Genomic DNA, 25,593 nt, shown 5'->3' with positions numbered 1-25,593 from the left:
CCTCCTACATTACAGTATTTAAGTTTCCGCAAGATGAAGGGAGAAATAAAAGATTAATAAAGAAACAATACTAGAATTTATGCGAGATGCAAGCTATAGACCATTAGCATATAATGAGCTAATGGAGGTTTTAAAAGTACATTCATATGAAGATGAAATGAAATTTAGTAAGCTAATAGGTAAACTGGAAAAAGAGGGAGAAATAGTAAGAACCCGCAAAGAAAAATTTGGCTTACCCGAAATGATGAACCTAGTTAAAGGTGTAATAAAGCTAAGTCAAAGGGGCTATGGCATTGTTGATGCAGATGACCCAACCCATCAGCCTAGTGTTTTTGTTTACGGTAAAAACCTGAATGGCGCTATGCACCTAGACAAGGTAATGGTAAGAATTCATCAAAAAGCTACTGCTGATCAACGACCTGAGGGAGAAGTAATAAGGGTAATTACTCGTGCAAATACCCAATTAGTAGGCACCTTTGAAAAAGGAAAACATGCAGTGCAGGTTATTCCTGATGATTCAAGACAGATATATCCGATATATGTTAAGCCATCTAAAAAACTAAATGTAAAAAACGGTGATAAAGTACTTGTAAACATAACAGAATGGCCTGACAAATATAAATTTCCAGCGGGCAAAATCGTAGAGGTTTTTGGACGTAAAGGAACTCCTGGTCTTGATGTACAAGTAATTATAAAAAAACATAACTTAGCAGAAGACTTTCCACCAGGAGTAATTGAAGAAGCTAAAAAAGTAGCTAAACCAATTACAGATGAAGAAATAACTAATAGAACAGATTTAAGAGATATAAAAATGGTTACTATAGATGGTGAAGATGCCAAAGATCTAGATGATGCAGTTTCAATAGCTAAAACTGATAAAGGCTATCGTTTAGGAGTGCATATAGCAGATGTGTCCTATTATGTAAGGCAAGGGAGCAAACTTGATAAGGAGGCTTTTCAAAGAGGAACTAGTGTATATTTAATAAATAAGGTTCTTCCTATGTTACCTAAAGAATTATCAAATGATATTTGTAGTCTTAATGCTAATGATAATAGACTAGCTATGAGCTGTATAATGGAGATAGATTACAAGGGTAAGGTTTTAAATTATGACCTTTGTAAATCGGTAATAAATATTGATGAAAGAATGACCTATACTGATGTAAATAAAATACTAGCTAAAGAGGATAAAGAACTTGAAAAAAGATATTCTGATTTAGTGGAAGACTTCTTTCTAATGAAAGAATTATCTGAGATTATACGCGAACAACGTATGGCCAGGGGGGCACTAGACTTTGATTTTCCAGAATCAAAAGTGATTTTAGATGATAACAATGTTCCAATAGAAATAAAACGTTTTGAGCGTGGAATAAGTGAAATGATAATTGAAGATTTTATGATACAAGCAAATGAAGTAGTTGCTGAGCATATGTATTGGCAAGAGCTACCTATCCTATATCGTGTGCATGAAAAGCCAGATGAGGAAGCATTGACTAAACTGAATGCTGTTTTAGGTGTATTTGGCCAAAAAATAACCTCTAATAAGGTAGAACCACATACATTTCAGAAGGTGTTAAATGATATAAAGGGAAGTGCAGGCGAAAAAACCATGGCATTAATGTTGTTGCGCTCAATGAAGCATGCTAAATACGTGCCTGATGCACTTGGTCATTTTGGACTAGCCTCAAAATACTACTGTCACTTTACTAGTCCAATTAGAAGATACCCTGATTTAATAGTCCATCGCGTACTATCAGCAACACTAGATGGTAAAATGACAGGTAAAAAACGAGCTAGCTTTGAAAAAAGAATGGCTAACTATGGTGAACAATCATCACTAAAAGAGATTAAGGCAGAAGAAGCGGAAAGAGAGCTAGTAGATATTAAAAAAGCTCAATACATGGAGCAGTTTATAGGAGAAGAATTCGAAGCTACAATTTCCTCAGTACAACCCTTTGGATTATTTGTAGAGCTAGATAATACAATTGAAGGATTAGTTCACATATCAAGTATTGAAGATGACTACTACGAATTCATTGACCGCTCCTATTCCCTAATAGGAAGCCACACTGGCCGCAAATTTTCAATAGGTGATAAAGTACGAGTGCGCCTAGTCAAAGTAGATGCCGACGATGCCAAAATAGACTTCGAACTATCCGAATAAGACACGGGGCGTTTCTCCTGCCCTAAACCATATTATGGAAAATTCTTGACTGAAGTTTTCAGATAATATATAATAAACATTGAACACGATGAAAACAACCCTGGCTTTGGCGCTAATAATTGTACCGAGGCGAGGGTTTATTTCTTCTAAACCACTAATAAATAGAGGTGCAGTATGAGTAAAAGCCAAAGAACAAAAACAGTAATAAAAAACCGTAAGGCAAGATTTGAGTATCATATAAAAGAAACCTATGAAGCTGGAATTGCTTTAGTAGGTACTGAAGTTAAATCTTTACGCAACGGTAGGGGAAACCTTCAAGATGCTTATGCTGTCGTCAAGTCAGGTGAAGTATGGGTTAATAATTTTCACATAAGTCCATACGAACAAGGGAACCAATTTAACCATGAACCAAAGAGACCAAAAAAACTTCTGCTTAATCGCAGAGAAATAAACCGTCTTACTGGTTTACAAAAGGAAAAAGGATTTACCTTAATACCTACGCAAGTTTATCTCAAAAATGGTCTTATGAAAATGGAATTAGCAGTAGCAGTAGGTAAAAAGCTACATGACAAGCGACAAGACATCGCTGCCCGTGATGCTCAAAGAGACATGGAAAGAGCATTTAAGGAAAAATCCTTTAAATAACAGTGTACAAAGTGATTTATAGATATTAATATATATTATGCAGTTTTGAATTCATAATTTTGAATTATGAATTCTTAATTAAGGAATGAAAATCATAGATTTTCAATTATAACTTAGGTGATTTCTAAAACTTAACAAAAACCCATAGTCCCATATAATCGAAATTATTAGCCGATAGTAAAAAGAAAAGCTTTGCTTTTCATCATTAATTAAGAATTAAAAATTAAGAATTAAAAATTAAGAATTAAAAATTAAGAATTAAAAATTAAGAATTAAAAATTAAGAATTATTAATTAATATATCATGGGGGCGTAATGGCTTCGACGAGGGAAAAGGTGGGTTGAGTAGCGAGCCGAGTTCTTCACCGACTCGTTAAAAAGGTGGATCAGTTAAAATAACTGCAGAAGATAATTATTCACTAGCTGCTGCTTAAAGCAGCTCGTCCGGCTAGGTTTCCTCACGGCTTAGTTTAGGGCGTCACACAGTGAGGGTACCCTGAAGTCTTTCTCCTCGAGGGGCTTTAAGGGGAAATTAATCGGGGATAGCCAGAAAGTAGCCTGTCTGTGGGCGACTGAAGGCGAAGTTTAGTACACAGACTGCGCTCGGAGAGACTCAGCTGGTCTTTCTTTCGGACGGGGGTTCGATTCCCCCCGCCTCCACCAATTAAATTTTAGGTGATACATATGGAACCAAAATTAAATGTTATCAAACAAAATAAAGAAATAATATTAAAGCTGGCTCAAAAGTATGGAGCCAGCAATATTCGTATATTTGGATCAATTTCAAGAGGTGAAGAGCATAAAAACAGTGACTTAGATTTGCTTGTTGACTTTGATAAAGATAGAACGCTTTTTGATATGGTAGGTCTAAAATTAGAATTAGAGGAATTGCTAGGATTTAAAGTTGATATAGCAACTGAAAAATCATTACATAATTTAATAGCTGACCAAGTAAAAAGGGAGGCTATACAATTATGAAAAGTGATAAATTATACTTAATTCATATATTAGAATGCATTGAAAAAGTTCAAAGCTATACAGAAGATGGAAAAAATAGTTTTATGAACAATACTATGATCCAAGATGCTGTAATTAGAAATTTAGAAGTTATAGGAGAGGCAACAAAAAAAGTTTCAGTAAAAATACGTGAACAGCACAATGGGATACCTTGGAAGAAAATGGCCGGAATTAGGGATGTGCTAATTCATGATTACATGGGTGTCGATTTAAATATAGTTTGGAATGTAGTAGAAATAGATTTACCACCACTTGTTAGTAAAATTCAAATAATAGTAGATAGTTACAAAGAACAATAAATATTGTTTAAAAGCACAAAGCATGGCACTATGAACATTATGTTTATAGTGTTTTTTAATGCTTATTTAATCTATACCAACAGGAAATCCAAGTTAATAATTGAATATAATAGTTAATATTTTCTATAAGTGAAGCTTAGATTTGGAGCGTGAGCAATGAGCAAGTTAACTTTAAAACAATTAGAGACTATATTATGGAATGCTGCGGATATATTGCGTGGGGAATTGTCTGCTGCTGAATATAAAGATTATGTTTTTGGATTATTATTTTTAAAAAGAATGAATGATGAGTTTGAAATAGAAAGAGATTTAAAGCGACAAGAGTTTATATCACAAGGAATGCCAGATAGTGAAGTAGCTGCACTACTAGAAGAACCTGTTATATATGAAAACTTTTTTGTACCAGAAAGTGCTAGATGGGATAAACTTAAAAACCTAACTTTAAACATTGGTCCAGAATTGGACAAGGCATTTAAAGCAATAGAAGATGAACCTAGAAATTCAGAACTTTTAGGGGTATTAACCACAGCTAATTATAATGATAAAGAGAGAGTACCTGATAAAAAGCTATCACAGCTATTATTATTATTTGATAAAGTTAATTTAGCCAGTGAAAAATTAGAAAATGATGATGTATTAGGAGATGCCTACCAGTATTTGATTAAAACATTTGCTAATGATGGTGGGGCTAAAGGTGGGGAGTTTTATACTCCATATGAAGTAAGAAGATTATTAGTTAGAATTTTAAAACCGCAAGAAGGAGACCGACTTTATGACCCGACAGTTGGCTCGGGGGGATTTTTAATAGAAAGTATAAGATACATAAAAGAACAAGGTGGTAATTTTAAAAACACATCATTATTTGGACAAGAAATAAACCTTTCAACTTGGGCTATATGTAAAATGAATATGCTTTTTCATAATGCTACAGGTGCAGATATTTTGAAAGGTGATACTATAAGAGAACCTCAACATACAGAAGGTGGAGTGTTAAAAACATTTGATAAAGTGTTAGCGAATCCACCATTTAGTCTAAAAAATTGGGGGAAAGAAGAAGTAGAAGCAGATCCATTTATAAGGTTTCCCTATGGAATACCACCAAAATCATATGGGGATTTAGCATTTGTTTGTCATATGGTTGCAAGTCTAAATAGTAAAGGAAACATAGGAACTGTTGTACCACATGGTGTTTTATTCAGAGGTGGAGCAGAAGGTAATGTTAGAAAAGGTTTTCTAAAAGATGATTTAATCGAAGCAGTAATAGGCTTACCTGCAAATATTTTTTACGGTACAAGCATACCAGCAGCATTATTAATAATTAACAAAGATAAGCCCATTGAGAGAAAGGATAAAGTTTTATTTATAGATGCTAGTAAAGGATTTATAAAGGATGGTAATAAAAATAAACTCAGGGATGAAGATATAGAGAGAATTGTACAGGCTTTTGATAAATTTGAGAATGTAGATAAATTTGCTACAGTGGTAGATAGAAATACAATCGAGGGGCATGATTACAACTTAAACATTAGTCGTTATGTAGATACAACTCAGGAAGAGGAAGAAGTAGATATAGAAGCGGTGCTAAAGGATATTAGAGAGATAAATTCTAAGATTGACGAGACTGAAGATAAGCTTAATGGATATTTGAAAGAGTTGGGGTTTGAGGAGATATAGGAATATATTCACCGTTTTTTAATAGACACAGACTCCACAGACTTCGAAGTCCACGGATGGACAAGTGTCGCGGTGCCATGGACGGCAAGGAGCGACGAACGACTTACACACCCTTCGGGTACTACTGATGCTCCCTTTCGGTCGCTTATTAAGGTTGCTGACTTTTTTAATTATGAATTTTTAATTAATGTTGAAAAACAGTGCTTTTTTACTTAATGTAAGTTTACCGGGATATTTATAAATATTTAATTGATAAAGAGGTTAGCGGAATGAGAGAAGGTTATAAGAAAACTGAATTGGGTGAGATTCCAGAGGAGTGGGAAGTAAAAAAACTTTCAAAAATAGCAAGAATTAATCCTAACTACAAACTAACTAGAGGAAAAACATATGATTATATTGCAATGAGCTCTTTGCCATCAGCAGAAGAAAACCAAATTAAAAACATTAAAAGTAGAGTGTATGGAGAAGCATCAGGAAGCAAATTTAAAGAGCAAGACACATTATTTGCAAGAATAACACCATGTACAGAAAATGGTAAATGTGGTTATGTTGAAAAATTAGCTACTGATTATGGCTTAGGATCTACTGAATTTGTTGTTTTATCACCATTTAGTGATGAAATCATTCCTAAGTTCTTATATTATACAATGCGATCAGAACGAATTAGAAATTATGCAATAAATAGAATGCTTGGAACAACTGGTCGTCAAAGGGTTGCAAAAGAAGTTTTTACAGAAGAACTTAGTTTATCATTACCACATTTGAAAGAACAAAAAAAAATAGCCGATATACTTTCAACTGTTGATGAGCAAATTGAGCAGATTGATGCTTTAATAGAAAAAACCAAAGAGCTTAAAAAAGGTTTAATGCAAAAACTTCTAACTAAAGGAATTGGACATACCAAATTTAAAAAGACAGATTTAGGAGAGATTCCGGAGGAGTGGGAGCTTAAACAATTATCAGAATTAGGGGATACATATTCTGGTCTTTCTGGTAAAAATAAAAATGATTTTGGTTTTGGAAAGCCATTTATTCCATATAAAAATATATTTGATAACACAAGAATTAATATAAATAACTTTCAATACGTTAATATAAAAAGTAATGAAAACCAGAATAAAGTTAAATATGGAGATATATTTTTTACAACATCCTCAGAGTCTGTAGTAGAAGTAGGAATGAGTTCAGTTTTATTAGATGAAGTTGATGAAGTTTATTTAAATAGTTTTTGTTTTGGTTATAGATTAAAAAATTTCTATTTTTTAATTCCTGAATTTGCAGCTTATTTATTAAGAAGTGAGATAATAAGAAAAAAAATTAGCGTACTTGGACAGGGTTCAACTAGGTATAACTTATCAAAAAATGAATTAATGAAATTATTTATTCCTATCCCTCCAATATCCGAACAACAAAAAATAGCAGAAATCCTATCCTCAGTCGACGAAAAACTAGAAAACTACCAAACCAAAAAACAAAACCTAGAACTCCTAAAAAAAGGACTTATGCAAAAACTCTTAACCGGTCAAATAAGGGTAAAGGTGTAATAAAAAGTCTGTGTTAGTCTGTTTAATCTGTGTCTGTCAGTGTCAATATCTATAACAAATGGAAAGCAAAGCTTTCCAACTATAATTAAAAATTAAGAATTGAAAATTCAAAATTACAAACCCCAAAGGTGGTGAAATCTTGCCATATCTAGGAAACGAAGAAACTTTGGTAGAATTGCCAGCAATAGAATACTTAAAAAACCTAGGTTATGAATTTAATCATGGTGATAACTTAACTCCTGAAAATGGAGAAAGAGAATCACTTAATGAAGTAATCTTACATGATAGGTTAATTCAGTCCTTAAAAAGGATTAATCCATGGATAAATGAGAGTAACCTAAATAAAGCTGTGCGCTTTATTAGTCGTGCTGATAACTTAGGAGCAAGTTTATTAGAAATAAACGAAAAAATATATGATGCTATAGTTAATCTTAAATACTCTTTAGATCAAGATTTAGATGGTAGTGGCAAGAAAAAGTTTCATACCGTTAAGTTTATTGACTGGGACAATATAGATAATAATGAGTTTTTAGTTACTAGACAGTTTGTAATTCAGGGGCCAACTGAAAAAATAATTCCTGATATTATTATATTTATAAATGGAATTCCAGTAGTTGTATTAGAATGCAAATCACCTTTTCTAGAAAAAAGTAAGAATGAGAATATAGGTAAATATGAGGCATTTGAACAACTAAGAAGATATATGGATCAAAGAGGCTCTCAAAAAGGAGAAGGTGCTCCGCGTCTTTTTCATACTAACTTTTTTACCGCCATTCTAAACAAGTATCATGCATATGTAGGTACTATTAGTTCTGGTTATGGAAACTATTTGGAGTGGAAAGATCCTTATCCTTTTAAATTAAAGGATATACCAGATGTAGACAACAATGGACAGAACGTCTTTTTACAAGGAGTCTTAGAACAAAGAAACCTTTTAGATATAATACAAAACTTTATCCTATTTGATAGTGATGAAAAAGGAAAGACTAAAAAGATATGTAGATATCAGCAATTTAGAGCTGTTAACAAATCTATAAGTAATTTAATAAATGGTAAAGATGCTTTAACACGTGGTGGAGTTATATGGCACACTCAAGGATCAGGTAAATCCTTAACTATGGTTTATTTAGCTAGAAAAATAAGAAGAATACCTAGATTAAGAGATGCTACTATTGTGGTAGTAACTGATCGAATTGACTTAGATGACCAAATTTATAATACCTTTGTAAATACTTTATCTACTATAACTACACCAGTGAGAGCAGAAACTATTGCCCAAATGAAAGAACTATTATCAGGAGCTAGGGCTCAGATAATAATGACTACTATTCAAAAATTTCAAAGTGAAAAAGAAGAAAAGGCTGTTTTTAATGATGGCAAACAAGAAACCGCACTTTATTTTGAAAAGCCTTTTGAGGTTCTAACAACTAAGTCAAATGTAATAGTATTAGCTGATGAAGCACATCGCAGTCAATACAAAAATACTGCTAAAAACATGAGAGATGCTTTACCTAATGCTGTATTTATAGGCTTTACTGGTACACCTATAGATAAAAAAGATAAATCAACTCCGAAAAGGTTCGGGGGATATATTGACAAATACACAATTCAACAGGCAGTAGAAGATGGAGCCACTGTGCCAATCATATATGAAGGTAGAAGACCTGATTTACAGATAAAAGGTGAAACATTAGAAGAACTGTTTGACCAAGCATTTGAAAACAGAAGTGAAGAAGAAAGAGAAGCAATAAAGCAAAAATATGTTAACAAAAAAGCTGTAGTTGAAGCAGATGACCGGATAGATACTATAGCTAAAGATCTACTAAAACATTATAAGGAACAAGTATACCCTAATGGTTTTAAAGCGCAAATAGTTTGTGTTTCGCGAGAAGCTTGTGTTAAATACTATAATGCTATTAATAAACACATGGAAGATATAATGGATGAACCACTAGAGGTGCAAATAATATATTCAGGCAGTCTTAATGATCCACCTCATCTAAAAGAGCATAATACTACTAAAGCTCAGCAAAAAAACCTTATAAATAGATTTAAGCAACCTTTAGAGGAAGATAAACTAACCTTTATAATAGTAAAAGACATGCTTTTAACAGGATTTGATGCACCTATTGAGCAGGTAATGTACTTGGATTGTCCATTAAAAGAACACAACCTTTTACAAGCTATAGCCCGAGTTAATCGAACTCATGGAGATAAAAAATGTGGTTATATTGTTGATTATTATGGTGTTTCTAACTTTTTAGAAGAAGCCTTAGCTATATTTGATAAAGATGAGTTAGGAGAACCTATGCAGTCAACTGATGCAATATATAAAGAAATGCTATCATACCGTGAAGCAGTGATGGCGATATTTAACGGAACAGATAAAAATGATTTAGATGCATTAATTAATAAAATAAAACCAGAAGACAAAAGAGCAGAATTTGAGCTAGCCTATAAAAGATATGCTTCGGCAATGGAGCAAATCTTACCAAGCCATGTGCCTACTAATAACATAAATGATTTACGTTGGCTATCTTACATAAGGGCGGCAGCCAAAGCAAGATTTGAGCCAGGTAAGCATCTAGATATATCTGATTGTGGACAAAAAGTAAAACAAATAATTTCAGAACACTTACAGTCTTTAGGGGTTAGGCAGTGGATAACACCTATGAGCCTATTTGATAATGACTTTAGAGACAAATTAAATACCTTAAAGACCGATGAAGCAAAAGCATCAGCTATGGAGCACTCAGTTAGAGAAATGATACGAGTAAAACTAGATGATAATCCAGTTTACTATACTAGCTTACTAGACAAGCTACAGCAAATACTAGAAGAAACACGTAATGATTGGGTGGAGAGAAAAAATAAATTAGAAAAATTCTTAGAAACTGATGTACAAAAAGGTGAAACAGAACAAGCTAAGGCTTTGGGTCTTAGCAAAGAAGAGTATTCATTCTTTGAAATAGTTCGTAAGCAATTAAGTTCTACTAATGACACAGAATCAGAATTAGTTGCTGAGGATGGAGTAGAATACATAACTACTGATGTAGTAGAACTAGCAAAAGAAATAGCTACAGATGTAGCTCAAATTGTTAAAGAGAATTATGTTATTGATTGGACAATAAATCCTACTAAAAGTAATCAAATAGAAAGAGCAATTTACATGAAACTAAATATAAAATACCACAGTAAGCTTTCTATAGAGGATCGTAAATCCTTAGTACAACCATTACTTAACCTTGCTAAAAAACACTTCGCAACAATCAACTAAGGAGAATTATATGCAGCTATCAATTAACTATGGGACAAAGACTATTTACTTTGATGTTATATATAGAAAACGCAAAACTATGGCTATTACTGTTGAAGCACCTGATAAAGTAACAGCTATAGTTCCAGTTGGAATGAAAGAAGAAACAATTAAAAAGAAGGTTATGACTAAAGCGGACTGGATAGTAAAAAAGCTATATGAGTTTAAAAATGTAAAACATATTCCCCTTAAAAAAGAGTTTGTAAATGGTGAATCATTTATGTACATGGGAAGAAACTATTCTTTACAAATAGAACTAGATGATAGTTTACAAGTGCCCGAAGTAAAGCTTTTTAGAGGAAAATTTATAATATCTACTCCCACGAAAGATGAAGAAGCATTAAAGAATGCAATGGAAAAATGGTACCGTGAAAAAGCCAAAGAAAAAATAAATGAACGAGTCGAGTATTATCAATATAAAATAGGCAAAAAACCCGCAAAAGTAACTGTGAAAGAACAAAAGAAACGGTGGGGCAGTTGTAGTTCAAAAGGTAATATTAATTTAAATTGGAAACTAATAATGGCACCATCCCCAGTTATAGATTACATAGTAGTCCACGAAATGGCCCACCTAGTACACCTAAATCATTCCAAAGAATTCTGGAATCTAGTAGAATCTATCCTTCCTGATTATAAAGAGAGAAGAAAGTGGCTAAGGAATAATGGGGTGAGGATGGGGTTGTGATTTGTTTTTGAATATAATTCCAATTTTTCAGTGATTTTTGTTTGTATTGAAGGAAAATACTGATAATAGGTAGAAATGTTGTTATGAGGTTGAAAATTTCGCTTAAAGATAATAACTGGAGGAGATTTTGTTGAAAGGCAAAACTACCGACGCATTAATGCGGCATCTTAGAAATAATCATGGTATATCTATAAGTGGTAGCAAAAACAAAAAACAGCTTTTAAATATGGGCTATTATCATGGGTAAAAAGGTATCGTTTTATTGGGAATTCTAACAATCAAATTCTATATGACGATTTTAATGAAATTGTTAGTGTGTATGATTTTGATACTAACTTAAAAACTATTTTATATCCGAGAATTATGTTTATCGAAACGGCAATTAAAAATTACACATTAAATACCTTAATTAGTATGGGGCCAATTGACTTCGATTATGTTTTTACAAATTTTTTAAATGATTATAAACAGGAGAATACAGGTAATTCAAGATACAGGGAAAAAATGAAAAATAGATTAGAACTTAGAAATAAGATAAACCAAAAAATAAGTTTTAGTTATTCACAACAAAGAGCTGTAATTTCTCATTTCTTTCATAGTAATAAACCAATACCGCTTTGGGCGATTTTTGAAGTTATAAATATGGGGGAATTTGGATTTTTCTTGCAGTGTTTAAATCAAAACACTAGGATAGCCGTTGCTAAGGACTTAGGAATTCATACTAGTTCCCATAACCAAAATGGAAGAATTATAGAAGATATTATTTTTCTAATCAAAGAACTGCGTAATGCTGTAGCTCATAATTCAGTAGTTTTTGATTGCAGATTTAAGAAAACTAATCCTCCGTCAAGATTAAAAGAATATCTTCAAAGTGAAACTGGTATATCCAATATTAATTTTGAAAATATTGTAGATTATTTTATAATCGTAATCTTTCTTTTAAAGAAGCTCGGTATAAATAAAACAGAATTAAAAAAAATTGTGCGAAATATCTATATAGAATCAGAACAACTAAGAAATACTATTCCTATATCTGTTCATACCTCGATAATGGGTTCAGATTTTAGAAATAAAGTAAATGGCTTAAATAATTATATTTAAATTTTTACTTTACGAATTATTTTTGTTTTAGTATCATAATATACAAGTAATAGCGGTGTATTGCTTCGGCATACACTTAAGGGGATTGGATGCGTCTGGTCCTCTTTTAATTTTGTGAAATTTACTTATGGTTTATTTATAATAAATATTGTCTTTTTTATTTCATCTACCGCTTTTTCACAATAGTCGTAATTAAGTTCACAACCTATAACATTTCTATTTAATTGTAAACCAGCGATTAAAGTAGTTCCTACTCCAGCGAAAGGATCTAGTATTGTGTCATTTTCTTTAGTACATAGTTGCAGAACAAATCTTGGTAAACTTAGCGGGAATTTTGCAGGGTGCTCATGCTTTATACTTTCCTCAGTATAACCTATATTAGTCTTGAAGTAATTAGGCTTAGTTTTTTCAAATTCTTGCTGAGTTTTACATACTTTACAGTTGTTCTTAACTGTTAAGTCATATTTTTCTCTATCTATAGTACCAGTTCCCTTTGAAAACATTAGCAAATATTCCCAACCATTGTCAAGCCAATATATTTCGGAGTTAGGCGGCACAGGTCGCGGGTTATTTTTTACCCATATTATAGTATCTCTATGCTTAAAACCAATATCCTTGGCCATTTGAACAAATATATGGCTAATATCAGTTGTTTCTTTGTTTCTTCTTAAATTACCAATGTTGAAAAAGAAGAATTTATCAGGTTTTAATAATACATAGCATAATTTGAAAACTTGATTTATGCTATTGAAATATTCATCTATATTTTGATTACAACCAATTTCATATTCTAATGGTTTTCCAGATGCAGCATATTTGTACATTGCTTTATTTCCTTGTTCACGACCAACTTGACCATATGATCTTTTGTTTAAATATGGTGGACTTGTAATGATACAGTCTATAGACTCATCAGGAATTTGCTTCATAGCTTTTATACAATCATACGGGTAGATTGTCCATTGGTTTTTACCTTTGTGCCCTTTAAAAATTTTATTGTCCAAGCCTATGCTCCTTTTATAAGTATTAGGGCACCCTTTTTAAAGTTTATTTGTGTCTATATTAATTAATAACTACATAGCACAAGGTATTTTATGGTATTTACACTTCTTTAGTATAATAAATTTTTACTTTACAAGTTTTATGATATTTTGCTAATTTTTTATAGTATCTTTTTGAATTTATTCCTAAAACTAAGGAAAACTAGTTTGGGGGATAAATAGTTGGAAGATAAATATAACTCGGAAATTATTATAAATACTTTTAGAAATACACAATATATTGAAAAGTCTGAGATAATTAATGCATTAAAAGACAGTAAACATATTGAAATTAGAAAACTACTCAACCGTTATAATATATTAAAACCATGGGATACTAATCGTTCTTGCGGGAAATGTAATTATTTCGATATAGCAGAAATAAAAACTAATAAAACAATTGACCCTAAAAGCAAATTAGTTGTTACTAGACCAACAAATGACCCAAATAGTTCTAATATACTGGTTTATCATAACTGGTATGATAAATATAATGAAATAAGAGAGAAGATATTGGATAGGGGTTATTATGATGGATTTAAATTAGATAATAATAAAATTAAGGCTTGGTTTGTAGAATATAATTTACTTAAATTTGGGACGCAGAAAACTGACAATGTGTATATAGAGTTTGATAATGCAAATTTACAGAATCTAACTAAACACAAATATTACTTTCCAAACAAAGAAATATTGAAAAATACACATTTAAGTTATCAAGCTTTATTAGGTGCTTTAGCAGTAAGTTTAGCTTATAGATCTAAATTCGCAAAAAATGATAAAAATAAAAGCTTTAATGGAACTAACCTTAAAACTGTTGGAATCTTAAATATGCATAATCTTGATTTAAATAATTTAATTGAATGTAAGTCGAGCGAACAAGTCGATTTAATTGATGTAATATGGACAGAACACAAAGGAAAAATTATAGCTGTTTTTGAAGTAGAGTTTAAAAGAAAATGGACTGATGTTTTAATAAAATTTCAAGCATTAAAACTTCAATGTGATTATGCTAATGATATATATTTTATAATAGTAGGAAAAGAACCTGAAAAAGACTACAAATTAATTCGTGAATACATAAACATGGAAAATTTTTATCGTGATTTTGCTGAAACAAAAATAAAATACTTATCGCTACAAAACCTATTAAAGGTTTTAGAATTAAGAGATAAACAAATAGGAAAAGATGAATTGAATAAATATTTTTTCAAAAGCAATTTATTGTGGGATTTAAACATAGATATAAAGGACAAGCGTTTTCACTAAAATTATAGGTCTACTGTGGCTTCAACCCTATAAGCCCCGCCTCCACCAATTTAATTTTAGGTGATACATATGGAACCTGTCAGTTGAACCATAACATTTCCAAATGGAAAGCTTATACTTCCATTTTGCGGTTCTGGAAAACATTATTATACAACCCCTTGCTTTAACAGAGTGCCTTTATGGTATATTTATGGGTAATAAATATACTGGGAGATTGACCATGAGAAAAATTATTATCGGTGTTATATCTTTAACAATATCAGCTTTGATTATAACCGGATGCCTAAATACGAATAAGTACTCTATGGAAGGTGTTAATCGAGCTACTGAATTTCCAAATGAAATTTCAATAAACCTTGAATCAGAGGAATACGGCCAGGAAGTTAACTATATAATCAATGCTATTGACAAATGGTATGCCCATAAGGATAAGAAAAATATTGATATAGACCTTTTACGCTCAACCTATGTAACCAAGGCAGAATCAGCAAAAAGTTTTTCTCAATTTAACATAGCTCTCCTAAAGCTATTTGCTGAACTAAAAAACGGGCACAGCAATGTGTACACAGGAGTTCCTGAATATGGTGTTCCTATACTAACTGCTCTAATAGAAGGTAAAGTGGTTATTACATACCTAGGAAACCAAGAGCAGATTGACAAAAAGGTAGAAGTAGGATGGGTTATTGAAGAGATTGATAATAAGCCTGCTAGGGAATGGATGAAGGAAAGGTTTTCAATGATTAGTGGATCAACCCCGCAAGCCCTAGAGCAGGAAAGCTTGCAGTGGGTGTTTAGGCGATATGAATATGAACCTAAAACCAGAGAGTATCTATTAACAAGTCCTCAAGGAGATCAACTTAACCTGGAATTATCTTTAAATATCCCTAGAAACGAGTTAGGTATCTACCAGTTTCCGCCTATTGAAATAAAAAAATTAGGGGACTATGGTTATATTGCTATTAATACCATGACTGATAGTATTGTGGAAGCCTTTGACGAGGCACTAGAACAAATGTTGGATAAAAAAGGTATAGTTCTTGACCTAAGAAAAAATGGTGGCGGTAACTCTTTAAATGGAGATCAGATGGTCAGAAGGTTGATTCAGAAAGAGACGGACATCTGGCAAGGACGCAGTATAAAACCATATCACGGCATAAATTATAGTGGCAAAGTGATTGCTTTAGTAGGTCCACAGACCTTTTCGGCTGCTGAAAGTTTTGCCTTTGATCTAAGTGACTCCGGCAGGGTTATTACAATGGGTGAACCTACCAAAGGAGACTCCGGAGGCGGGCCTGTTTTATTTAAAACAGATGGAGGAATATATTTTCGTTTCCCTACCCGTGGAGTTGACATATCTGCCTCGGGATCACCTATGGAAGGAATTGGTCTTGATCCACATATTTTTCAAAAACAAACTTATGATGACTTATTACAAGGTATAGATACCCTTTTAGAGTCAGCTATAGCTAGAATGGAAGAAGGCTATTTTTAAAAACATAAATGCAAAGTTGATATAAATAATAATCAATTTTTCGAGTTTTTTATCTTCATGGGTAGTACCAATAAAGATATGAAAAAGAAGATTCTAATTAAACTAGGCGAGCGCTGTAAAATAGTGCTAAGGATTAAGTTTAAACTTACAACTCTTTAATAAACCTATCAAATTCTTCGGCCCATCTAACATAAAATTCTTTTTCAATAGGAAAATGCTCACAACCTTTAAGCTTGACATATTTTTTATTTTTAGATGCTAATTGATTAAATGTTTTTTCTATGTACTTTACTGGAGTCATTCGATCGTCTCCAGGTTGTAAAACTAGTACAGGGAGAGTGAATTCATTATGAGGTATATCAGGTTTACTCTTAAGAACTAAACTTAGGGCACCTTTAAGTGTAATGTGAGTACCAGCTTGTGGATCATCTTTTATTAGTTCATTTAGTTCTTTTGAAGCGGATAATGTATCATAAGATACTAAGGTATATGTTTTTAGTCTCATCTTTCCTAAAATGTTACTAAGAACTTTAAAAATAGGAATTAGCAAGTATGTAAACTGCTTTGTATTTGTTTCATTTAACATAAATTCTCTGTCATTAAAGTCCCAAAGACACCAACACGCCAAAGCATCTACATTTTTATAGCGTGTAGCAGTAGCATAGGCTAATGGGCCTCCCATACTAGCTCCACCCAAGATGATCTTTCCTGTAAATCTTTTCTTTGCATAGTCTACGGTATCTTTAAGATTTTGAACATGTGCGTCCCAATCAAAATCTCCTTTTAAGCCACCATTATATCCATACCCCTGAAGATCTGGGGCTATAATATTATAGCCTTTTTCTCTAAGAGGAATTAAAAATGGTAAAAGAACTCTTGCATAACCAGCTATTCCATGTGCAAATACCAAAGTTGGTCTTGTATTATCACCAGAATCGTATATTTCAAGGTTAATGTTTCTATTATTTGATAAAATACAATCTTGTGTAACATATTGATCCCATTTATCTATCAGTTCAATACCGAATATATTTTCCATATAATTTTTCCAGTAATCATCACCAGAATATTTTCTACTCATTTTTCCTCCTAAGAATAAATTAATATTATTAAATTTACCATTACGATTTTTTAATTACAATATATATCTAAAGGCTTGATTTACATATAAGTAAACATTTTCTACTTTCACATTATATAAGGAAGTAATACTCCCCCCTATTGCATATTTTAACAATTACTTACATTAAACAATAGCTAATCTAAAAAACTCTTTTTAAAAAACAAAAAATTATTTGACGCAATGCAAAATATATATTGCATTTTTATAATTAGATTGGAGGGTATTAGTATAATAAAAAACAATGTTAGGTTGAGTCGTGTTGAAAAAAAGCTAACACAAGAGGAACTTGCTGAAAAGGTAGGCGTGACAAGGCAGACAATAGGACTGATTGAGAAGGAGAAATACAATCCTACAATTGCCTTAGTCCTTAAGTTAATCCAAGTTCTAGACAAGCCTCTTGAGCAACTATTTTGGTTAGAGGAGGATTAAAATGAAAAATGACGAGAGAATTAATATTGAACTCAACAAAGCGAACAGCATAGGATACACAGTATTTTGGTTTGGTATTTTTGCCGTACTATTATATCGGTGGTTCTTTTTGAATCAAACTCTTATGGAAACACTTGATATTTTCTTAGTTTGGTTTATTGCATCGGTATTTCAGTTTCTTACCCTTGCAACTAAAGGCATTCCTATTTCATATCCTTTTTCTATGAGAAAAAATGAACATTTATACTTTATTTTTTTTCCAATATTTACAGGACTTCTATCAGTAGGGCTTCTGTTCTTTTTTAGGAATGTTGTAGAATTTAAAGTTTTATTAGGTGGTTTTGCAGTTACATTTTTCGGAACCATTGTTATTCTTTTTATCTACAAAACCATTGTTTATTTCTGGGAGAAAATATATACAGAGTAGTGAAGAAATAATACTAGGTAAAAATTAACCACAATCCACCTTGATAGCTAGTCCTCCTCATTTGATACTTTGCTTATAATATTAGTTGGAGCTGCAAATAAAATATAACCAAATTCACAATTAACAAACTAGCTTAATGATTTTTAGGAAGACTAGATAGAGCTCAAAGGGCATATTCCATTTATACCGCAATTATAAGTTGATAGGAGGTGGAAAAATGTTTGTATTTTATATTATAGTTACTTTATTGATTCCAGCAACGATGATAATTTTTGGTTTAATTTGGAGTAAGAATCCTCCTATGGACATTAATTGGAGATATGGATATCGAACACACTGGTCTATGAAAAACCAAGAAACATGGCAATTTGCACATAAATTTATTGGTAAGCTATGGACTCAACTTGGCTTTGTTCTATTGGCGATATCTATTGTAACGATGATTTATTTCAGTGGCAGTAATTTAGACACTCTTGGGATTATTGTGTTAGTACTAACAATATTTCAGTTAGCTGGCTTGATATTGCCCATAATACCAACTGAGCTGGCACTAAGAAGAAAATTTAATGCAGAGGGAAGAAGAAATTAAATAGAATATGTAACTCATGCATTCACATTATCTATTATCTGCTACAAAAAAGTTTAATTATATCTGTATTTTTATCAAGAGACCAGCTGAAAGAAGAAACAATTAAAAAAAGGCTTATAACTAAAGCTGACTGTATAGTACGTGTAGATGGTAAAATATAAGCAGGAGACATAGTTTTAGATGATAGTAAATAATGATAAATGCTAACCTAAAACTTATGTAGAAGTGTTAAAATATTCATTATAACAGATAAAAATATTAAACATAGCTAAGGCGTAGCAGATGATTTGAAAGGAGTATTTGATTGACTGAAAGAAAGGTTTTTAAATTAAATAAATTAAAAAATTTTAAAAAGGCTGACACTAGTGTTGCTGATACATTCGATTTTGATTTTGATTTCGAAGATGTCGATCTTAGTATCACAATGGAGGACATTTATAGCCTAGATGGTTCAAAAAATCTATTCCTTGGTAGATTTTCAGAAAAAGACATGTACAATATGATTGAATCAATAGGTATGATAAAGCATCTAGAATCCATGGGGTTCTCTGATATTCTTATTGATATTGACAGAGATGAAAACTATATATATTACTTGAACCTCTACTGGAAAGATAAATCTCTGATAATCAGCTCCTTGACCTCAGGGTTAGTGAGCACACCTTTATTCCTAATGAACGTTTTTTTGAAGAAGGGGTAAAAATAGAACCTTACAATATGATTCTTATAGAGTGGTTATCAGCCAAAAATCCCCTTGCAAATTTTGACAAAAACAAACCTCAGTTACCGGGGCAGAGCAGTCCTGGACTTGGTATTCTTAAATATTGTTTTCAGTTACTTCAAAATATATCAAATGAAGTTTTTAAGGACGGATTTCTTGATATTCTCGACCATATGCATGGCGCTATCATGTATTCAAAAAAATTTAAATTTTTTGACCCGGTTCAGGAAGCTATACTTAGAGCAGTAATGAGAGACCTCAAAAACTACTCACTTGTTGACATCTCCTGGGGTGTAATCACAGAAACAATTATAGATCTTGATAAAAACGCACCTGCAGTTTATGACCCCGGGGAGCAAGTTCATTATGTTTCGAGTAGAATGGAAAATTATTTTAAATCAACTAAATATGTTGCAACATTTGAAAAATACTATAAAAAGAAAAAATATAGTCTCAATTATGAGGAAATGGTGCGTAAAAGAGAAGAGATTCTTCTTACAAAGAAAATTGAAGAACTTTAAAGTAGAGCGTGGCCAGTTTGGAGTAATCCAATTAGTAACATATGTGATTTTTTGTACATTTAAATATTAGCATTTTATATATATTATTTAGAGAAAACTCGGGGTGATATTCCCGATTTTTTTGCATTTCAGGACAGGAGAAGCTTTCCTGCGTCTAACTTAATCCTTCACATAATTAAAAATCACCCTTTAGGGGTGATGCGCTAAAAGGTAAACATAGCATATAATTTAAAGGCTTTATCTTATGAGATTAGCCTTTATTTTTTTAGTTATTTTTTTCTACACACAAAAATTATAAGGGGGGTAGATTTGTGGAATCTTTAGTTCTTCTTTTTGTTATATTTTTAGTTTTTTTACTTTTACGTCCTTATTTCAATAAAGGAAACTCTAGTAAAAGTAATGATGATTATTATAGGTTTTACCAAGATGATAGATATTTTGACGAAAATAATATACATCAATATTCCAATGATGAAGATGATGACAATGATGATGGAGACGATGGAGATGATTAAATAATTACACATATTGGGCGATTTTATATGAAGTTTATATGTTGGATTTATAAAGGAGGAATTTATTTTGAATCTTGATAAAACTGAACTTAACCATGTTCAAACCGCAGATGTTTCAAATGAAAATGCAGAAAAAAAGATTAACTTATCAGAGATGGTTGCTGACACATCTAAAGGTGAGATGACGCTACACTCTTTACCGGGTTTAGGTGGTTTACTTACCGGAAACTTATCGCCTTTACAATTTTTATTAGGTTCTATCACTAGGTTTTTCCAAGGATTCAAGTTGGTTTTTAGTAATTTTAAGGCATTGTTATTAATAATATTAATTTCATTAGTATGGCTAGTGTTAACAATATTAAATTCATTTGTTGTAGATAGCCAATTTATAAAAATATTAAACTTTCTTACCTTTGCCCAAGGAGGTACTAGTGGAGGTGTAGCTGGGTTAATTGGGGGGATTGTAGGTAAGGGGTTACTTACTTATTTAGTATTTACAACTGTTTTGAATATTTTTGGGAATAAAAAGATTGCATCAAGCATTAGTGGTATCAAGGTTTTATTAGGAGCTTTGCAAGTTCGCAAAAATAAGTCATTAGACTCATTACTATTAGGTAGTGGAATATCCTTAATTGCATATAATTTTATGGCAGGAGATATTACCCCCATGAGCAACATGGCAGCTATTACCGGATTAATTTTATCATTAAGAGCATTAAGTAACCGTGCAGGGTTTTTAAGAGGTTTTATTAGATCTATCATATATCAAATTTTCAAGGATATTCCTGCAGTTTCACGTGTGAACTATATTATTGCTGGCTTATCTTCTGGATTTGCTCTTGCTATACCACTTTCATATATTTCAGGAGGAAGCATAGGTTATATAGCTGGTATTACTCTGCTGATTGTAGCACTAGTTATTAAGTTTGTTTATGGAAAAAGAGAGGAGGTGGCCTCCTCATGAAACGCTTGTTAACCGTTTGTATTGTTATTGTCTTATGCTTAGGTTTACTAACATCACCAGTAGTTGCTGATGATAACTTCACTATTAATTTTGATTATCAGGACAATGCTATTGCATCAACCAATCATTATATGGGTTTACTTTTAGGTGATGGTGTTATATCTGCGCCTCTTGAAGAAGAAGTTAGTTATTCCAATAGCGTTTCTGGTGAGTTTGTTTGCGAGCAAACAGAACAAAATGTAATATATAGTGGAAACATTTCAATCACTGGTAGATTTATTGACTATAATGATTACTGGCATGGAGATCCTTCACCTGAGCCTGTATATCGATTTGTTGGTCAAACTGAGTTTTATTTCGAAGCTATAGAAAACAAATATCAAAACAATGAACTATACAGGGTAGATATACAACAATTTAGTTTTTCTGGCCCCATGTTTATAAATCAAAGTGAATTTACTATGGGGTTTGATGATATAGAAGTATTTCGTGATGAACGGGTAGAAATGGAAACAAATACTATTATGGATGTAAGAACAACTCCTCCCACATATCAAGAAGGATCAAGATTTGGAAACCCTCCTAGATATTTAAGCGACAATTATACATTTGAATACGGTATTGATTCTCGCTCTGGACTAACATCAATTTTCATTGACACTGAAGCAAGAGATACACCTGGAGAAACCTCGGTAGCTGTTTCCAATGTTATAGTTATAGGTCTAGCAGGTGTAGCCGCAGCTGCTGCAGGAGCTGCCGGTGCAGCATCAGCAGCAGGTGGTGCAGGTGCAAGTGGAAATGTAGCCGACAGGAGTCGAAGAGAAGAAGAAGAGGAGTCAGATAGTTCCTACAAAATGGTGCTTTACAAGGATTTTGGTAACCAGATTACTAGTGGCGGAGAAACCTATTATGTTTATGCACGCATGGTTGAAGTTACGATAGATGGTGAAGAAATAACAAGACCAGATTTAACAGCAAACATAGACATTTTCTCTGAAAGCAGCCAATTGGAAATGGGAGCTCCTGAAATGAGTGGAGATTATATGGGTGCTTCAGTTAAAGCAGTGACTGCTGACCATGACCTACAGCTTGATGTTAGTAAAGACAGTGTGGGCTTTTTAAAACAAACTGGAGATACAGATACTGTACATGTGTTCTTGCAAGAATTTACAGATAATGCTGTGATTAGCTTCCGTTTTGTAGGAGAAGGTGGCATTTTCCAAAACAACGTAACATTCGAGCTTGTAGAACCTGAATGGGATTTTGATGCAGAACTTCGTTTTAAAAGAGATGATGGAATAGTAGAATTTGAGATAGAAAAAGAACAAAACAATAGTGCAATTCTAACCATTACCGAAGCAGCAAAGGAAATGGATGAAAACCAACCCTATGAAATGGCTGAAATATTAGTAAAAGCTACTTCTGATAGGGGTGAAGCTATTCGTTTGCTTAAAGCCATTGTTTGGCAAGAAGGTTTGTATCATGTGAACCCTGAAATTGGTCAAAACCAGGATGGCACATATACCCTAAAAGCTGATGGAGAGCAGGGAGAAATACCTGTAAGACTTCAGGCAGTAGTATGGGATGAACAGAACAATAGAGCAGTAAATCAACCTCAACTACTTACATCTGAAAATCTAAATATAGAAATCCAGCCTACTGATGAACAGACTAAAAATGCTATGGAAGTAGGCGAACTAGCACATGAAATTAAGACATCAAGTCAAAGTTTCACTGAATATAACTTCTATATCAAAGAAGAAATACCAGGGGGAGGTATTAATCTTAACGTACCAGTTAAATTAAGCATCAAGGGGCAGGATGAAAAAGATTTTTCAGAAGAGATAGTATTTAAAGTAGAAACCACTGATATGCTACCATTTGATAGGGAAAAAGAAATCCAACGCTGTCAGTACGTCATAGATAACTATGTACCTGAAGCCCATAGACCAAAACTTCAAGATATCTTAGATCGCCACTCCCAGGTGCTAGGTCCAGAAGGAATGTATGAACTAAGGCGTAAAATCTGGAATATTGCCCAACTGTTAGTCCTAGCTGAAGGTGCCGAAGGCTATAAAGATGTTGAAAGATGGGCAGATAGGATAGTTAACGTACTTGAATGGGCAGAGTGGGCAGGAGATCATTGTTTTAATTCAGTGGTAAAAGTTAAACTAGGGCCAGCAGGAGGCGTGATAGCTCCCTTAGTCCGCAATATGATGGTAGATTGTATCAAGGCATATATTTATGAAGGACTTGACCCTATTAGTTGGCTAGAAAGACACATAAATAATATATATAACAGCATTAATCCAACAAGTATCATGTTATCAGGTGCCGAAACAAGTTGGAAAGCGTTTTGTGATAACCTTAAAGAACGTGAAATAGTAATAACAGGAACTGGTTGGAGAGTAGTAGTTCCTGGTTGGCTGGCAGTTAAAGTCATAGTAGCTATGCGTAAGTTTATTACCGAGTGGGCCTATGAAGGTAAATCCTTATATGAAGCAGCAAATCAAACAGTATGGAATGCAGCTGATGATGTTATTGGTGATTATTTAGAAAACTTGGTGAAAAGCAAGGGAGATTATGGGATATTTGAAACTGCCAAATCAGAAATAAATGGTGAAACAGATGACTCAGTAGCTCAACAGACCATGAAAGAAACTAGGGATGATTTAAGCGATGCGTATAATCGAAGTGAATGGTCATCAAATGATGGAGCTGAAAATGAAACATCGATATCAAAAGAGATAACAGATGATAAAGGATCACTTGATTTTTCTGAAGGATCAGAGAATACGAAAGGTAAAGAAAATCCAAAACAGGATAAATCTAATGGTATTAGACCTCAGGAGTGATAAAAAACGAAGTTTTTCCATAAGGCATCTAGCTTATGGGAAACTTCGTCCTCCATATCTTGCCCTTACTAAAAGGTGAATAAATTAAAAAAACCTTGTGAGCTAAGGATAGTTTTTATAAAATGTAGAAGGATTAATACTTCTACATTTTATATTTATTAGATAAAGGGAGAGAAGATATGGATAATAAAATAGCAGTAGTCGCTTTTGGTGGAAATGCACTTCATCCAGAGCACCAAGTAGGAACAATAGAAGAGCAAGAGACTAATGCATCAGAAGCAAGTAAAGCTATTATTGAAATTGCGAGAAATGGTTATGAACTAGTGCTTGTACATGGTAATGGTCCTCAAGTAGGAAATATGCTTATTCAAGTCGAAAGAGCTGTTGATGAAGTACCACCCTTACCTTTATATACTTGTGTTGCCTCCACTCAAGGTTCGATTGGCTTTATGTTGACTAATTCTTTGCGTAAGGAATGTGAGAATTTAGGGTTAAACAAAGAGGTTGTCACATTAATGACGACTGTAGTAGTAGACGAAGACGACCCAGCATTTCAGACGCCAACCAAGCCTATTGGTCCTTTCTTTAATGAAGACTATGCTCAGCAGATGACGAGAGAAAAGAACTGGCAAGTAGTTGAAGACAGCGGTCGCGGTTATCGACGAGTAGTGCCTTCCCCAGTACCCTCCGATATATTAGAGAAGAAAGCTATTCTGCAAATGGTTAAGAATAATAACATAGTCATAGCTTGTGGTGGTGGGGGAATCCCAGTTATGACTAAAGATAACGAAATAATTGGGGTAGAAGCAGTTATTGATAAGGATTATGCCTCTAGCTTGTTAGCTAATGAAATAGGAGCAGATCTTTACATAATCCTGACTGGAGTTCCGCAGGTTGCGATTAATTTTGGTCAAGCCAACATGCAGTATCTAGATACTATTACCGTTAGTGAAGCTAAAAAGCTTATGGCCGAGGGGCAGTTTCCACCCGGTAGTATGGGACCGAAAATAGAAGCTGCTATAAGATACATAGAAGCAGGGGGTAAAGAGGTACTAGTTACTTCGGCTAGTGAACTTGATAAAGCTTTGAAACGAGAAAGTGGAACGTATATTGTTCGATAAGTAATCTTTTTAGGACATCATGAGATTAATTGCCATTAGAAAGATTCCTCCTTTATTTTTGTGCTAATCTAGTTTATGTATGT

At 32.9% G+C, this 25,593-nt stretch carries 22 protein-coding genes and 1 other RNA gene; 21 read left to right on the top strand and 2 right to left on the bottom strand.

Annotated features, from left to right (window positions below):
* Positions 1-79 precede the first annotated feature (79 nt).
* From rnr to SYNTR_RS08625, 10 genes are all read left to right on the top strand, one after another.
* Complete coding sequence (rnr, locus tag SYNTR_RS08670) at positions 80-2,164, top strand: ribonuclease R (RefSeq protein ID WP_156204142.1); 2,085 nt, start codon at positions 80-82, stop codon at positions 2,162-2,164.
* Positions 2,165-2,338: 174 nt separating this feature from the next.
* Positions 2,339-2,809, top strand: coding sequence for an SsrA-binding protein SmpB (gene smpB, locus SYNTR_RS08665; RefSeq protein ID WP_156204141.1), 471 nt, complete (start codon positions 2,339-2,341; stop codon positions 2,807-2,809).
* 305 nt (positions 2,810-3,114) lie between these two features.
* Positions 3,115-3,471, top strand: a transfer-messenger RNA (tmRNA) gene (gene ssrA / locus SYNTR_RS08660).
* 21 nt (positions 3,472-3,492) lie between these two features.
* Positions 3,493-3,786 (top strand): nucleotidyltransferase family protein, encoded by a 294-nt coding sequence (locus tag SYNTR_RS08655; RefSeq protein WP_156204140.1) that lies wholly within the window; start codon positions 3,493-3,495, stop codon positions 3,784-3,786.
* Complete coding sequence (locus SYNTR_RS08650) at positions 3,783-4,124, top strand: HepT-like ribonuclease domain-containing protein (RefSeq protein ID WP_156204139.1); 342 nt, start codon at positions 3,783-3,785, stop codon at positions 4,122-4,124. The genes SYNTR_RS08655 and SYNTR_RS08650 overlap by 4 nt, the downstream gene beginning before the upstream one ends.
* A 156-nt stretch (positions 4,125-4,280) precedes the next feature.
* Positions 4,281-5,798, top strand: coding sequence for a type I restriction-modification system subunit M (locus SYNTR_RS08645; protein ID WP_156204138.1), 1,518 nt, complete (start codon positions 4,281-4,283; stop codon positions 5,796-5,798).
* 269 nt (positions 5,799-6,067) lie between these two features.
* Complete coding sequence (locus SYNTR_RS08640) at positions 6,068-7,342, top strand: restriction endonuclease subunit S (protein ID WP_156204137.1); 1,275 nt, start codon at positions 6,068-6,070, stop codon at positions 7,340-7,342.
* 139 nt (positions 7,343-7,481) lie between these two features.
* Positions 7,482-10,619, top strand: coding sequence for a type I restriction endonuclease subunit R (locus SYNTR_RS08635; protein WP_197079081.1), 3,138 nt, complete (start codon positions 7,482-7,484; stop codon positions 10,617-10,619).
* A gap of 10 nt (positions 10,620-10,629) precedes the next feature.
* Positions 10,630-11,343 (top strand): M48 family metallopeptidase, encoded by a 714-nt coding sequence (locus SYNTR_RS08630; protein ID WP_156204135.1) that lies wholly within the window; start codon positions 10,630-10,632, stop codon positions 11,341-11,343.
* Positions 11,344-11,604: 261 nt separating this feature from the next.
* On the top strand, positions 11,605-12,444 hold the full coding sequence (locus SYNTR_RS08625) for an Abi family protein (RefSeq protein ID WP_156204134.1): 840 nt from the start codon (positions 11,605-11,607) through the stop codon (positions 12,442-12,444).
* A gap of 125 nt (positions 12,445-12,569) precedes the next feature.
* On the opposite strand, the gene SYNTR_RS08620 is transcribed toward SYNTR_RS08625, so the two are convergent.
* Positions 12,570-13,448: a DNA-methyltransferase gene (locus SYNTR_RS08620; RefSeq protein ID WP_156204133.1), complete on the bottom strand. Its 879-nt coding sequence runs from the start codon at positions 13,446-13,448 to the stop codon at positions 12,570-12,572.
* A 219-nt stretch (positions 13,449-13,667) separates the two neighbouring features.
* Here SYNTR_RS08620 and SYNTR_RS08615 point away from each other — a divergent pair, with 219 nt between their 5' ends.
* Together SYNTR_RS08615 and SYNTR_RS08610 are read left to right on the top strand one after the other, a co-directional pair.
* Entirely contained in the window at positions 13,668-14,753 is a 1,086-nt protein-coding gene (locus SYNTR_RS08615) for a hypothetical protein (RefSeq protein WP_156204132.1), read from the top strand.
* A 220-nt stretch (positions 14,754-14,973) separates the two neighbouring features.
* On the top strand, positions 14,974-16,245 hold the full coding sequence (locus SYNTR_RS08610) for a S41 family peptidase (protein ID WP_197079080.1): 1,272 nt from the start codon (positions 14,974-14,976) through the stop codon (positions 16,243-16,245).
* Positions 16,246-16,390: 145 nt separating this feature from the next.
* On the opposite strand, the gene SYNTR_RS08605 is transcribed toward SYNTR_RS08610, so the two are convergent.
* The gene (locus tag SYNTR_RS08605) at positions 16,391-17,326 is read right to left on the bottom strand and encodes an alpha/beta hydrolase (protein WP_156204130.1); all 936 of its coding nucleotides are present in this window, start codon (positions 17,324-17,326) and stop codon (positions 16,391-16,393) included.
* 264 nt (positions 17,327-17,590) lie between these two features.
* Between SYNTR_RS08605 and SYNTR_RS08600 the strand changes: the two genes are divergently transcribed.
* The 9 genes from SYNTR_RS08600 to arcC all read left to right on the top strand — a co-directional run bounded on the left by SYNTR_RS08600 (position 17,591) and on the right by arcC (position 25,510).
* Positions 17,591-17,797, top strand: a complete 207-nt coding sequence (locus tag SYNTR_RS08600) for a helix-turn-helix transcriptional regulator (protein WP_478210248.1) — start codon at positions 17,591-17,593, stop codon at positions 17,795-17,797.
* 1 nt (position 17,798) lies between these two features.
* Entirely contained in the window at positions 17,799-18,224 is a 426-nt protein-coding gene (locus SYNTR_RS08595; protein ID WP_156204129.1) for a hypothetical protein, read from the top strand.
* A 301-nt stretch (positions 18,225-18,525) separates the two neighbouring features.
* Positions 18,526-18,813: an SdpI family protein gene (locus tag SYNTR_RS08590; RefSeq protein ID WP_197079079.1), complete on the top strand. Its 288-nt coding sequence runs from the start codon at positions 18,526-18,528 to the stop codon at positions 18,811-18,813.
* Between the two features lie 304 nt (positions 18,814-19,117).
* Positions 19,118-19,513 (top strand): hypothetical protein, encoded by a 396-nt coding sequence (locus tag SYNTR_RS08585; RefSeq protein WP_156204127.1) that lies wholly within the window; start codon positions 19,118-19,120, stop codon positions 19,511-19,513.
* 17 nt (positions 19,514-19,530) lie between these two features.
* Entirely contained in the window at positions 19,531-20,055 is a 525-nt protein-coding gene (locus SYNTR_RS08580; RefSeq protein ID WP_156204126.1) for a hypothetical protein, read from the top strand.
* A 311-nt stretch (positions 20,056-20,366) separates the two neighbouring features.
* Positions 20,367-20,570 (top strand): hypothetical protein, encoded by a 204-nt coding sequence (locus tag SYNTR_RS08575; RefSeq protein ID WP_156204125.1) that lies wholly within the window; start codon positions 20,367-20,369, stop codon positions 20,568-20,570.
* Positions 20,571-20,637: 67 nt separating this feature from the next.
* A complete protein-coding gene (locus tag SYNTR_RS08570; protein ID WP_156204124.1) occupies positions 20,638-21,534 on the top strand; it encodes a hypothetical protein in 897 nt (298 codons plus the stop codon).
* A complete protein-coding gene (locus tag SYNTR_RS08565) occupies positions 21,531-24,389 on the top strand; it encodes a hypothetical protein (RefSeq protein ID WP_156204123.1) in 2,859 nt (952 codons plus the stop codon). Before SYNTR_RS08570 ends, SYNTR_RS08565 begins: the two co-directional genes overlap by 4 nt.
* Positions 24,390-24,568: 179 nt before the next feature.
* Complete coding sequence (gene arcC, locus SYNTR_RS08560) at positions 24,569-25,510, top strand: carbamate kinase (protein ID WP_156204122.1); 942 nt, start codon at positions 24,569-24,571, stop codon at positions 25,508-25,510.
* The last annotated feature ends 83 nt before the right edge of the window (positions 25,511-25,593 follow it).

Origin of the sequence: Candidatus Syntrophocurvum alkaliphilum, assembly GCF_009734445.1 — a bacterium.
GTDB classification, from domain to species: domain Bacteria; phylum Bacillota; class Syntrophomonadia; order Syntrophomonadales; family Syntrophomonadaceae; genus Syntrophocurvum; species Syntrophocurvum alkaliphilum.
Note: the sequence above shows the minus strand (reverse complement) of the source record. Positions and strands in the feature narration are given on the sequence as shown.